We start from the raw sequence: 12,902 nt of genomic DNA on the forward strand, positions 1-12,902 counted from the left end.
ATTCAGCTGTCGCTGCCGGTGTGAGCCCTGGCACCTTCACCGCTGCCGCCTTCACTGCGTGGGCGACGACGCACCCGGCGCTTGCGGTTACGGGGTGCATCGCTCTTGGCACCGCCACGGGCGATATTGCCACGTTCTTCTTCCGGCGCTTCCACAAAGGACTGCCACCAGTTGGCGGTCTTTTGCAGATTGCCACCCTCAATTTCGGCGCGCATCAGCAGCAAATCGTAACCGGCGCGGAACTTGGGGTTTTCCATCAGTTTAAAGGCTCGGGTGCCCTGGCTGCGCTCGAATCTGAGCTGCATTTGCCAGATATCCCGGGCCGGCACGCTGAAGCGCTTGGGCAACGAAATGGTCTGGCATTGCTGCTCGAGCACATCGCCCATGGCGGCAAAATAGGCATCGTACAGGCTCAGGCCACTCTCGTTGGCAATTTCTTCAGCGCGGCTTTTCAGCGGATACCACAGCAGGGCCGCATAGAAGAAGGCCGGTGTGACTGGCTTGTCTTCCATTACCCGGATGTCGGTATTGCGCATCACCAGATTCACCATGCGGGCACAGTGACCTTTTGGCGATTCGGCGATGGTGTCGGCCAGGAGCGGGAAAATCGGCGCAAACAGCTGATAATCCTGCATCATCTGATAGTTTGCCTGGCCCTTGCCCGCAAAAAACAGCTTGAGCACTTCTTCGTACATACGGGCGGCCGGAATATCGCGCAGCAGCGGCGCCAGCTTGCGGATTGGTGCGGCTGTTACCTCTTCGATACGCATCCCCAGCTTGGTGGCAAAGCGCACGGCGCGGATCATGCGAACCGGGTCTTCACGGTAGCGGGTCTCGGGATCGCCAATCAGGCGCAGTACGCCGTCGTTGAGATCTTCCATGCCGCCGCCATAGCTGCGGATAGAGTAATCGCTGATGTCGTAGTAAAGGGCGTTTACGGTAAAGTCGCGGCGTTCGGCGTCTTCATCGATAGAGCCGTACACGTTATCGCGCAGCAGGCGTCCCTCGGCATTGGCCTTGGAAATCTTGTCGCCGTCATCATTGCCGTGATGGCCACGGAAAGTAGCCACTTCAATCACGTCACGGCCAAATACGATGTGGGCCAAACGGAAACGGCGGCCGACCAAACGGCAGTTGCGGAACAACTTTTTGATGTCTTCCGGCGTGGCGTTGGTCACCACGTCAAAGTCTTTTGGCTCCAGGCCCAGCAGCAGATCGCGTACACCGCCACCCACCAAAAAGGCCTCATAACCCGCCTTGTTCAGGCGATAAAGCACCTTGAGCGCATTTTCACTGATGTTCTTGCGCGAGATGGTGTGGGCATTTCGGGGCGTGATGCTCAGACTCAGGCCCTGTGCATTGTCGGCACCCTGCTGAATCGATTCTGTCGTTGGATGCTGCTCGCCTTCGGCGAACAGTTGCTTACAGAACTGAGTGATACGGCGAAAAATGGTACACCTCTTGAGCTTAACTAGGGGTTAAAAATCTGGCGGCTATGATAACCCCAAACGGGGTGAATTGACAGTGTGCAGGCGCCTTAGGCACCACTGTCAATCAGGATTTCCCGCCGCCTTGGAATGCAGTCCACAGAAAAGTCCGCGACTGCCTGTGCCAGCAGGCTTTCGACGCTGTGCGCATTGGGTATTGGTTGGCCCAAAAACGCCAATGCGGCCTTGAGTGCAGGCAGGGGATTGCCCTTGTCCACCGGCGTGGCATGGTTTTGCTTCGACAGCTTGAATCCCACCTCGGTGCAGGCCAGTGGCAGGTGCATCCAGGCCGGCGCCTGATAGCCGAATTGATTGAACAGACTCAGTTGGCGGCAGCTTGCCTCAATCAGATCGGCGCCGCGCACCACCTCGGTAATGCCGGTTTCGGCATCGTCCATCACCACTGCCAACTGATAGGCATAGAGGCCATCGCTGCGTTTGATGATAAAGTCTTCCGCGGCAAAGCTGTCAGGCATCTTTACCTCACCCATCAGGCCATCGTGAAAATGATTCACCCGGGCACGATTGACGATGCGTATGGCACCGCTTTGATGGCCGAGCTGGCGACAGCGTCCATCGTAAACCCCGCCCATGGTCTGAATTTGCTTGCGACTGCACTGGCAAAAGTAGGCTTCACCGCTTGCCAGCAACGCATCGATTTTGGCCTGATAGGCTTCGGTGCGCTGGCTTTGGTACATCAGCTTGCCATCCCAGTGCAATCCAAAGGCGTCCAGGGTACGCAATATGTCGTCGGCGGCGCGGGGTACTTCCCGTGGCGGGTCTATGTCCTCGATGCGCACCAGCCACTGTCCGTCCTGACTGCGGGCGCGCAGGTAGCTGCCCAGCGCGGCAATCAGCGAGCCAAAGTGCAGAGAGCCAGAGGGAGAGGGGGCAAAACGGCCAATGTAGGGAGGATAAGACATGGCGCTGTTAACAGGTTCCTGAAATGCCAAGCGGGGCCTGAGCCCCGCTTTCGAATTGCAGTGGATGGGGATTACCCGGCCATCTGCCTTTCTTTGATCTCTGCCAGCGTTTTACAGTCGATGCAGAGATCGGCCGTTGGGCGGGCTTCGAGACGGCGAATGCCAATTTCCACGCCGCAAGAGTCGCAGAAACCGAAGTCATCATCTTCGATTCTCTGCAGCGTCTTTTCAATCTTCTTGATGAGTTTACGTTCTCTGTCGCGGGCACGCAGCTCCAGACTGAACTCCTCTTCCTGAGCAGCTCTGTCGACTGGATCGGGGAAATTGGCGGCTTCGTCCTGCATATGCGAAAGGGTGCGATCGACTTCTTCACGCAGCTGGTTGCGCCAGGCTTCAAGTATCTTCTTGAAATGGCCCAACTGCTTGTCGTTCATATACTCCTCACCAGGTTGCTCCTGGTAAGGCGCTACACCTGCGATAGCGAGTACGCCAAGTTTTTTAGTGCCTTCAGGCATAACGCATCTCCTGTATTCTTTGCGTTGTTCGGGCGTCACTTAGAACGGCCGCTATCTATATCAAAATAAAACAAGTGAGGCAAACATTTTACATGAGCGCCTGTTAATTCTTTGATGATGTCCGCTAATCGGCCGATTTTCAAATTTTAAGCGCCGATTTACCCAGCGCACGGGTGGAAAGGTATCGGTATGTTTAACTGCAAGCCGTTGTTATTCATCATACATCCATAAGCCAGCACTTCAACACCCGCCGCCATGGCTTCCCGGAGCAGCGCGGCATATTTGGGGTCTATCGCCTCGGCTGGGGCCACCCTGTGGATCCCCTGATGTTGCACTACAAACAGCAGCACCGCCCGGTAGCCCTGACGTTTCATTTCCATCAGTTCCCGCAGGTGCTTTTGCCCACGGGTGGATACCGCATCGGGAAAGAGCCCCCAGTCCTTATCCAGCAGGGTGCAACTTTTGACTTCTATATAGCAGTCGGGCGTTGGCCCGCCGCTGAGCAGCAGGTCGATACGGCTGTTCTCATTGCCATACTTCACTTCGCGGCGGATTAGCGGGTAGCCCTGAAGCTCAGTTATCTGCCCCAGCCCAATGGCTTCTTCGGCAAGCTGATTGGCCCGCGCCGTGTTAATGCCAATCAGATTGCCCCGGTCATCTTCGGCCAGCTCCCAGGTGAGGGCGTACTTGCGCTTGGGGTTATCCGAGGTGGAAAACCACACCCGCTTGCCCGGATACAGGCAGTTTTTCATCGAGCCGGTATTGGGGCAGTGCAGGGTTATCTGGCTGCCATCATCCAGGGTCACATCGGCTAAAAACCGTTTATAGCGGGTGATGAGCACAGCGCTGGACAGGGGGGCTGCGTATTCCATGGCATCTCCTTTGGCCGGGCAGTGGCTGCTGTAACTGGCGGCACCGTTACGGGCGACACTGCCACAGGCACCGATTGGGGCGCAAAAGCTGGCAGTGTACTGTAAAAGCAACGTCATGTCCCTGTATCGGCGTGCAGAGTCCCGGCACCGTTTTTTACAGCCCGCCGTGTCGAAACCCCGGGGCCACTTTAAGCGCCTTGGCCTTCTGGGGTACACTCGTGGCATATCGCCTGCTTCAAGCGCAATGCTTCGGGCACAGTGTTTCTAGCCGGCGCCAATAACACAGAAAAAGGAAGCAAGATGACACAAGCCATGCGTGTAACCCTCACCCAGGAAGCCCCGGCAGCCCATTGGGGCAAGGCCGACATCACATTCGAAGGCAATCTGGCCCGCATCCATCTGCAGGGCGCCGATGCCCTGCGTCAAATCCAGATGGCCGCCCGCAAACTGCGCAGTCAGGGCATTGCCAGCGCCGCGCTGGAAGGCGAGGGCTGGGATCTTAATCGCCAGTGGGTGTTTGCTCAGGGCTTTGTGACCGCCAAAGCGGGTTGGGACATCAGCTGGACCGGCGATGAGGCCACCCAGAGCGAACTGGCTTCGCGCATGGAAGCTGCCCGCTTTGTGCGCCAGCTCACCAACGAGACCCCGGAAAACCTGTCACCGGTGAAACTGGCCACCCAGGCCGGTCACTGGATTAAAGAACTCGGTGGCGACAAGGTGAGCTTTCGCATCATCGAAGGCGAGCAACTGCTGGAAGAGCAGTGGATTGGTATCCATGCCGTTGGCCGTGGCAGCGAGCGTCCACCGGCGATGCTGGAGCTGGACTATAACCCGCTGGGCGCCGATGCCCCTGTGTCTGTGGCATTGGTTGGCAAGGGCATTACCTTCGACTCAGGCGGCTACAGCCTCAAGGCCAGCGAAGGCATGCTCAATATGAAGTGCGATATGGGCGGCGCTGCCACCATCACCGGCGCGCTGGGGCTGGCCATCAAAAATGGCCTGAGCAAGCGGGTGAAGCTGTTCCTGTGCTGCGCCGAAAACCTGGTCAGCGGCCGTGCCTATAAGCTTGGCGATATCCTCACCTACAAAAACGGCGTGACCGTGGAAGTGGTCAACACAGACGCCGAAGGCCGCCTGGTGCTGGCCGACGGCCTGCAGGCCGCCTCTGCCACAGGCGCACCCCTGATTATCGATGCCGCCACCCTCACAGGCGCCGCCGTGATGGCCGTGGGCGGTAACTACAACGCCATCTTCTCGCCCGACGAAGCCGTGATTGCGCTGACCCGTGAAAAGGCCCGCAGCGTGGCCGAGCGGGTATGGCCACTGCCGCTGGACCCATGGCACAAAGACATGTGCCCATCGGCCTATGCCGATACCGCCAACAGCCGTCCGGTGAAGGGCGGCGGCGCCGGTGGTGCCTCCAATGCTGCGGGCTTCCTGTGGCGCTTTGTACGCGACGATGCCAAGTGGCTGCACATGGACCTTGCCGGCTCCTTTGAAGACAGCGCAGGAGCGCTGTGGGCCGCCGGTGCCACCACCCACGGTGTGCTCACCCTGGCCGCGCTGATTAAAGACGCCGACTAACGGCGGATTTGGCGGTTAAACGCCCACCAAAAAGGCCGCTATGCGGCCTTTTTGCTTGACTCACGTACAGGAGCTGGACGCTCAGGTCGTTTCCTGCGGCCTTGCCGTTACTTATACCGTTTCCTGCGGCGTTGACGGCACGGATTGGCTGGTAGAGTAGCACTGTACCTGATTGCGGCCCTGCTGTTTGGCGCTGTACATGGCCTTGTCGGCCTGGGCCATCAGCTTGTCGAGGGAATAGCCCGCCCTGGTGTTGTCGGTTACCCCAAAGCTGGCGGTCAGCACAAAGGCGTGTCCCGAAGCCGAGGTATCCACGCCTCTCAGAGCCTGACACATGGCATTGGCCAGTTCGGTGGCATGCTTGAGGTCGCACTCGGGCAGCAGCAGGCAAAACTCTTCGCCGCCAATACGGCCAAAAATCTCATATTCCCGCACCTGCTGCTTGCAGATCCTGGCCACTTCTTTCAGTGCCCAGTCGCCGGTGGCATGGCCGAGGCTGTCGTTAATCTGCTTGAATTTGTCCACATCCAGCAGAATACAGCTGATGGGGGCTTTGAGGGTTTTGGCGTATTCCACCGCGCTTAGGGACACCTGGGTAAAGTGGCCACGGCTGAACAGCCCGGTAAGATTGTCAAATTCGGCCAGTTGCCTGAGGCGCTTTTGGCTCTGCCAGGAATGCCAGCCCCAGGTGCCGAGCCCCAGGGCAATACAAAAGAGCACGGCAATCAGCAGGCGGTTATTGAAGGCCTGCGCCTGATCCAGCTGCTGCTGCACTTTCAGGAGTTTATTCTGCTCATCCAGCAGACTTATCTTGTTTTGCTGTTCCAGGCTCTGGTGCTGGGCCAACTGAAACGCCAGTGTCTTGGTCTTCACCTCGTCCAGATAGGCCTTGTCGGCCTCGGCGTACTTGATATAGGCCTCCAGCGCCGCCTCACTGTTGCCGCGGCTACTGTGGTAGTCAAACAGCACCTTGTTGGCACGAATAAGGGCTTCCAGCGCATTGGCCGCCGCCGGGGATTGGCTCACCGCCAATGCCTGTTGATAGGCTTGTTCCTGCTGCCCCAGCTCCCAGTTGGCCCTGGCCTGCAGGCTCTGATAAATGGTTATTACAGGAGCATATTTGGCGGACATTACCAAAGCTTCGTTTTCATCCAACAATGCCTTAGCGGCCAAGGGTTGGTTATCGGTTTCGAGCAAGAATTGGGCGTAAAGGCGGATGATAACGGCCTGCATAACTTTTTCACCGGCAGCTTCACAGGTAGATATCCCTTTCTCAAAAAGTCGCTTTAATACATCAAGACTACTGCCCAAATGAACCAAAGATTCAAATTCCAGTTGTTCTGCAAAGCACTGATTACGAGGTTCTTTATAGCCATTTCGTAATTTTGTACTGTATTCCAAGCCTAAGGAATACTGACCCAATTGATTATAAAATATTGCTGGAATTACAGTAGCACTGAGCTGTATATCGTAATTTTCAATTGATGGAGCCAGCGTCAATACGGAATTAAGTACTTGTAATCCATCATTCCAGCGTCGTTGGATTGCATAGGCATTGATAAGTGTGAGCAATGCGCGGAACTGAATTTCTTGGTTAACAGCGTTTTTGGACAATCTTTCTTGTGTTTCAAGAGCTGTGGGAAAATCACCTTTAAACATGAGCTCATAGGCTTGGAGATATTCCAAATAGTCCAGCTCAGCCTGATTTAACTCTTTTCTATGTAGTTCTAAATTGCTTAATTTCAAACTGAAAGCTTCTGGATCACTGGAACGTATCTGATCTGCAGTTTTAAGCTCAGCTTTCCAGTCCTCGGCACAAGCGAAATTGCAGATTGCCTGGATAAACCAGGCAACTACCAGCAAGCGGTACTTTTTAAGCACAGGCAGAGATTTCTTCTTTGGCTGGGGCGTCGTCCTGCTCATTTTCACTCTGATCGTTGTCATCTTCTGCCGGAAACAATGCACACACAATCTTGGGAGCCACATCAAGCTCGTCCTTCAGGGCTTCGATGTCTTTGGCCTCGAACATGGCGGCGATGTGGGCTGGCAGGGCATCGAGCGAAACGGCAGTGTTGGTGCCAATTTTTGCCAGAATTTCAACAGCTTGATTCATCTTTTCTTCCTTATGGTTATTTCGCTTTTTTGCGTGAAAAAGGCAGCACGGTGGCGCCCTGTTGGGTTCCTTGCGTTTGTGTGTCTGCCAGTGCTTGCAGGCGGGCACGCATCTGGCTGTTGGGCGTGAGCGGCCGGCTTGGGGGCAGCACCAGGGTGGTGTGCAGCTCCAGTTTGGCCTGGGGCAGGGCACTTAATGGCAGGCGCTCGATACGGGTACGGTGCAGCGCAGTGGTGGCGGCCTCGTAGAGGATGCACTGGTGATCAAGCGGGTAGTCCTGGCTTAAGAGTTCAACCAAGAGCTCGCGCTCGGCGCTGCCGGTGGGGCGAATGCCCAGGGTCAGGTCACCGGCCAGTGCAGGTTGCCACAGCACCAGGAGTGCGCCTGGGTCGATTCGGCGCTGATACAGCATCAGCTGGGTGGTTTCAAAGTGTTGGCAGCCGGTCTTGCCGGGGTCCAGCCCTAAATCGGCATAGAGGCAATCTTCGGCAGAAATGCCGGGGATCATCCGCGCATCGAAGCCTTCGGCGCGGGCGGTGGCAATGGCCTCGTGGGGCGCCTTGGCGAAAATACCGGGGTGACCATAAAAGGCGCCTACCACCTTTTTACCCAAACGCACCTCAGTGAGCATGGCATCGACCATCTCCTTGTAGGTGAGGTTGCGGGATTTACCATCGGCGTAGTGCTGTTGCAGGCTGCGGGTATCCTTGGCGAGCCCCTCAATCCAGAGTTCGGTAAAGCCGTCTGACATGCCGCTGAATACCACATCGGCCTGTTCAATCAGGTTTTGGGCGAGGGGGCTTAGGTGTCCGCCCAGCAAGATACCGGTGCCGACACAAACGAGACTTCCGGGCATGGTCACTTTAGTTCGGTGTTCTTAGCGGGCTAAGTTAACAGGATGTGTCTGAATTGGAAACTCCTGATTTACCGAGTTTTGCGTCTGGTGCACTCAAGATAACCGGGAAAATCAGCCGAGGGTTGTGGCTTGCTGAAGTGGGTTTTGCGGGTAATACGCAAGGATGCCTGATGTTCGGCCTGGAACTTTGCGTATATGCCTTTGATTTCGTCACGCTCCAGAGCATCAGCGCAGACGAGCTCCATGGCTTCGGGGATATATCCCTTGCCGTAAAATGCAGGCAGGCTGAGGGCACCGATTTCCAGCCATCCCTGATATTCCCCTTTCATGCGGGTCAGGGATATCACCCCCACAGCGGTTGCCTGCGCCGCCGTGGTGATTTTCCAGCAGTACATTTTCGGCGGCTGCGCCTGGGTTTGACGCAGTATGATATCGAATATCCGGTTGGCCGCCTCGACAGACTGGGGCTCGGCGACAAAGGTCATTACCTGTGCATCGGTATTGAGCGCCACCACAAGCGCTCTGTCGCTGGTGTCTATGGGGATCAGGGTGAGCCTTTCACTCATCAGTTGTTTCATGGCGTTGCTTTACTTTGGTTAATGGGGTTTTGGTTAAGAGGGCTTTGGCTAACAGGGCTTTGGCTAAGAGGGGTGGGGAATAAAACGGATAATACCCTGCTCGCCAAGGTCGCGGCGAAATACTACCCGGTAGGGGTTGAACAGCGGCAAGCCGAGGATGCTCTGGGCGGGCCAATGGGGCAGTTGCCCCATGAGTTTAAATACCGCCTTACTGTGGGCCGGCGCGTTGACCTGCCAGTAGTGGTGGGCATCCACGCCAAGGCAGACGTCTTCGCCATTTTCGGCCTCAAATACCAATTCAAGCCTTGGCCAGCTGTCGAGCTTGAGCTGGCTGCTGTCGATGCCCTGTTTTTGCGCTGCAATTATCTGGCTGATATCGCCCATAAAAGGCGCAGTCAGCTGCTTGCTGTCTGGTAACAGTGCCCACAGCCGCTGCATTAGTGGGGTAAAGGCAATGGCAGGCAGACTGATCAGCGAAGCCCCCGAGTCGACAATGGCATTGCTGGAGCCCCGGCAGAGGTGGGCTGCCTGCGCCGTTGGCAGCGCAATATCAATATCGTTTTGCCAGCGCACCGCCTTTAGATTGACGTTGTAATAGCGGTCGTGCACCACCTTGAGGTCGACCGCGCTGCCATGGTTGGGCGCGGTATCTTCTTCATGGCTGCCCAAAATCAGCAGTCCCTGATTGAGGGGATCGGCAGCGAGGGATTTGGCGCAGGCATCCGGTGCTGTGACGTGGATACTGGAGCGGCGGGTTATCAGGGTAAAGCGGTTGGCGCACAGGCCACGCTCCTCCATCAGGGTAAAGCAGGTGGCCACGTCTTCTTCGGGCAGTTGGGGGATCAGTGCCTTAAAGTCATCCAGCTGCTGTTTAACCAGCGGATGCGCCTCATCGGGAAAGGGCCAGGGGAAGGTGCTGGCCGGGTCTATGCCGTGGCTTGTGAGGTACGTGGTCAGATCGTAGCCGCGATTGAGGGGATGATAGGCCATGCCCCAGATACCATCGGCATCCAAAAAGGTGTGCTCGGCCTCGGCATGGACCAGTGCCAGCGGGGTGTCGGCCATGGCAAGCTCCCCGGCATGTATGCGGGTGTGCACCACGGCGCCAAGCCAGCCGCCGAGGCCGTAATTTACTTCCTGCGCCAGAGTGGTGGCTTTAAGCTCAGTGTCCTTCGCCGCCTGATAGCCGCTTTCGTGCACCACCAGGGTCGAGCTGCCGGTATCTATGATGAGGTTAACGGACTGGGCTTCGCTGCCAAGCCGCAGGCTGGCGGTGTAGCCGCCTTCGGCCAGCAGATTGGTGAGTGTTAGCTCGATGATTCGCTTTGACATTCAAGGCTTTGGTTGCAGGTGACTAGCCAGAAGTGTGCCCTGTGCTCACCGCACAGGTCAAGCGGACTGCGGTGGGGTAGCACTAGGGCTTAAAAGCTGTGGCGGGCGCGAAAGTGACGCTCGCCCGGCGCCATATCGTTCTGAATCGCTTCCAGGATCCGTGGGCTTATCTGGCCGCTGTCGGGGTCTAAGGTGGTGCAAAGTTTAAGGGTTTTGCGGATATCCACCTGATGCCCCAGATACTCGAACACCACCCGGGTGCAGCTGGGGATACGCTCGCCGCTGGCCGAGGCGCCAAGGCGCAGACCGCTTAAGCGGCCGACCCGGCTCTTGAAGGTGGGGATAAGGATGGTCTGCGTCAGCTGGTTGCCGGTAAGTGACTCATAATCCATCAAAAAGATACGGTCGGCCAAGAGGTGCGCCATACCGAAATACTTGCTGTGGTACACCTTTTCACCGGGTGCCTGCTGCAACCGCTCGGTGCGTTGGTAGTAAACCTTGCCGCCTTGTTTCTCCAGGCACACCAGGTTTCGCAAAATCTTGCCGGGGAAGGCCATCGACAGGTGGTATTCGAAGTAATAGCCAAGGTATTTGTCGAGCCCCTGACTCAAGCTTTGCAGCCTTGCCAGATGCTCAAGCTCCGGTGCCTCGCTCACAGGCTCGCTGGGGCGCGGCCGCACCTGAATAAGCAGTTGAAACTGGCTGTGGGGCATGAGGATTTCATGCTCTTCCACCCCGAAGAAGTCACACAGGCGCCGCAGACTGTGGGCCGAGGGGCGATATTTGCCACTTAAATAGCGATTGAACTGCGGCCGGTTGATATCGAGGCGACGACAGACCTCGGCCACCGATCGGTAGTAGCTGCAAAGGAGGCGAAGATTTTTGGCAAATTCCTGATGCATGGCAGACCTGTGATTATTCCCGGCGGCAATTGGTGTTTATACCGGGCGAAACTATCTGCCCAGTGTACCTAAAAGCGGCAAAGTGCGACAGACTGCGCCAGATGCTGATTGTCGCCAAAACCGCGCCAATCAGCGCCAATTTGCATCAGTGCGTCAACTCCCTTATTGCAGTGCAGGCTGCTGTAATAGCGCGAAATAATCAGGCTTGGCCTTAAAACAAGCCCAGCTCAAACAGCGTCCGGGAGCGCACCATAAAGATGGATACACGTATTGAACACGACCTGCTGGGGGATGCCCCGGTTCCTGCCCACGCCTGGTATGGCATTCAAACCCAAAGGGCGCTGGAAAACTTCAGCCTGAGCGGCACTCCCATCAGCGCCTTCCCAGAGCTTATCCGCGCGCTCGCCAGGGTAAAGGCCGCTGCCGCCCGCGCCAACCATGGCTTGGGGCTGCTGTCAGACACCAAGGCCAGCGCCATTGCCGCCGCCTGCGATGACATTATCCAGGGCGCGCTGCACGACCAGTTTGTGGTGGACCTGATTCAGGGCGGCGCCGGTACCTCCACCAACATGAATGCCAACGAAGTGATTGCCAACCTGGCCCTTGCCAAGCTTGGCCACGGCAAGGGCGAGTATCGCCATCTGCACCCCAACAACGATGTGAACTGCTCCCAGTCCACCAACGATGCCTACCCCACGGCGGCGCGTCTGGCCATGGCTGAAGCGGTAGAGCCACTCAAGGCCGCTATTGAGGCCATTTGCTTGAGCCTCGAAGCCAAGGGCCGCGAGTTTGGCCATATCCTCAAGATGGGCCGCACCCAGCTGCAGGATGCGGTGCCCATGACCCTGGGGCAGGAATTTGATGCCTTTGCCGCAAGCCTTAAATCGGACATCGCCCGCATCGATGATGCCTGTAAGGAGCTTTGCGTGGTGAACCTTGGCGGCACGGCGATTGGCACCGGCATTAACACCCATCCAGCCTATGGCGTGCTGGCGGTGAAGGCCCTTGCCGATATCACGGGTCTGCCGGTGACTCAGGCTGACAACCTTATTGATGCCACCACCGACATGGGCGCCTTTGTGACCCTGTCATCTGTGCTTAAGCGCCTGGCGGTGAAGCTGTCGAAGCTCAGTAATGACCTGCGTTTGCTCTCCAGCGGTCCGCGCACCGGCCTTGGGGAAATCCGTTTGCCTGCGATGCAGCCGGGTTCCTCCATCATGCCGGGCAAGGTAAACCCGGTTATTCCGGAGGCGGTGAATCAGGTGGCGTTTCAGGTGATTGGTACCGACATGACCATCACCATGGCCGCCGAGGCCGCGCAGCTGCAGTTGAACGCCATGGAGCCGGTGATTGTTTATAACCTTTTGAATAACTGCGCTTTGCTGACCCGCGCCATCGCCATGCTCGACAGCCGCTGTATTCAGGGTATCGAAGCCAACGAGGCCAAATGCGAGCAGCACCTGAACACCAGCATCGGCATAGTCACGGCGCTGGTGCCGCACATCGGCTATGAGAACGCTAGCCGTATCGCCGGTGAAGCCCTGCTGAGCGGCGCCGGTGTCGCTGAGCTGGTGCGCCGGGATGGGCTATTGAGCGACGACGCCTTAAGCCAAATCTTAAGCCCGGCCGCCATGGTCACGCCGGTGGAGCTGACCGGCCTTGGTGCCAAGGCGCATTGATTGAGCGGTGCACTGATTGACACTTGGGTAATTAATTCAAAAATTTACCGATAAAAAAAGC

General features: G+C 57.1%; 12 protein-coding genes. 2 read left to right on the forward strand and 10 right to left on the reverse strand.

The window, feature by feature from the left end; translation table 11 throughout:
- Positions 1-2: 2 nt before the first annotated feature.
- From pcnB to sfsA, 4 genes are all read right to left on the reverse strand, one after another.
- Entirely contained in the window at positions 3-1,277 is a 1,275-nt protein-coding gene (gene pcnB / locus JQC75_RS03665; RefSeq protein WP_338055097.1) for a polynucleotide adenylyltransferase PcnB, read from the reverse strand.
- 260 nt (positions 1,278-1,537) lie between these two features.
- Positions 1,538-2,410, reverse strand: coding sequence for a tRNA glutamyl-Q(34) synthetase GluQRS (gene gluQRS, locus JQC75_RS03670; protein WP_203326134.1), 873 nt, complete (start codon positions 2,408-2,410; stop codon positions 1,538-1,540).
- Positions 2,411-2,481: 71 nt separating this feature from the next.
- The gene (dksA, locus tag JQC75_RS03675) at positions 2,482-2,925 is read right to left on the reverse strand and encodes an RNA polymerase-binding protein DksA (protein ID WP_203326135.1); all 444 of its coding nucleotides are present in this window, start codon (positions 2,923-2,925) and stop codon (positions 2,482-2,484) included.
- A 158-nt stretch (positions 2,926-3,083) separates the two neighbouring features.
- The gene (gene sfsA, locus JQC75_RS03680) at positions 3,084-3,797 is read right to left on the reverse strand and encodes a DNA/RNA nuclease SfsA (RefSeq protein ID WP_203327113.1); all 714 of its coding nucleotides are present in this window, start codon (positions 3,795-3,797) and stop codon (positions 3,084-3,086) included.
- Between the two features lie 300 nt (positions 3,798-4,097).
- On the opposite strand from sfsA, the gene pepB reads away from it, so the two are divergent.
- Positions 4,098-5,381 (forward strand): aminopeptidase PepB, encoded by a 1,284-nt coding sequence (pepB, locus tag JQC75_RS03685; RefSeq protein WP_203326136.1) that lies wholly within the window; start codon positions 4,098-4,100, stop codon positions 5,379-5,381.
- A 111-nt stretch (positions 5,382-5,492) separates the two neighbouring features.
- Here the strand turns inward: pepB and JQC75_RS18885 are convergent, their stop codons facing one another.
- From JQC75_RS18885 to JQC75_RS03715, 6 genes are all read right to left on the reverse strand, one after another.
- Entirely contained in the window at positions 5,493-6,614 is a 1,122-nt protein-coding gene (locus JQC75_RS18885) for a GGDEF domain-containing protein (protein WP_239002074.1), read from the reverse strand.
- 640 nt (positions 6,615-7,254) lie between these two features.
- Positions 7,255-7,494, reverse strand: coding sequence for a hypothetical protein (locus JQC75_RS03695; protein ID WP_203326138.1), 240 nt, complete (start codon positions 7,492-7,494; stop codon positions 7,255-7,257).
- A gap of 16 nt (positions 7,495-7,510) precedes the next feature.
- Entirely contained in the window at positions 7,511-8,350 is an 840-nt protein-coding gene (locus tag JQC75_RS03700; protein WP_203326139.1) for an SAM-dependent methyltransferase, read from the reverse strand.
- A 68-nt stretch (positions 8,351-8,418) separates the two neighbouring features.
- Positions 8,419-8,928, reverse strand: coding sequence for a GNAT family N-acetyltransferase (locus JQC75_RS03705; protein WP_203326140.1), 510 nt, complete (start codon positions 8,926-8,928; stop codon positions 8,419-8,421).
- Positions 8,929-8,991: 63 nt separating this feature from the next.
- Positions 8,992-10,260, reverse strand: a complete 1,269-nt coding sequence (locus tag JQC75_RS03710) for a pepsin-like aspartic protease (RefSeq protein ID WP_203326141.1) — start codon at positions 10,258-10,260, stop codon at positions 8,992-8,994.
- An 89-nt stretch (positions 10,261-10,349) separates the two neighbouring features.
- On the reverse strand, positions 10,350-11,162 hold the full coding sequence (locus JQC75_RS03715; RefSeq protein ID WP_011758905.1) for a helix-turn-helix domain-containing protein: 813 nt from the start codon (positions 11,160-11,162) through the stop codon (positions 10,350-10,352).
- 257 nt (positions 11,163-11,419) lie between these two features.
- Between JQC75_RS03715 and JQC75_RS03720 the strand changes: the two genes are divergently transcribed.
- Complete coding sequence (locus tag JQC75_RS03720; protein WP_203326142.1) at positions 11,420-12,841, forward strand: aspartate ammonia-lyase; 1,422 nt, start codon at positions 11,420-11,422, stop codon at positions 12,839-12,841.
- Positions 12,842-12,902: the final 61 nt, after the last annotated feature.

It is taken from the genome of Shewanella litorisediminis (genome assembly GCF_016834455.1).
Classification (GTDB): Bacteria; Pseudomonadota; Gammaproteobacteria; order Enterobacterales; family Shewanellaceae; genus Shewanella; species Shewanella litorisediminis.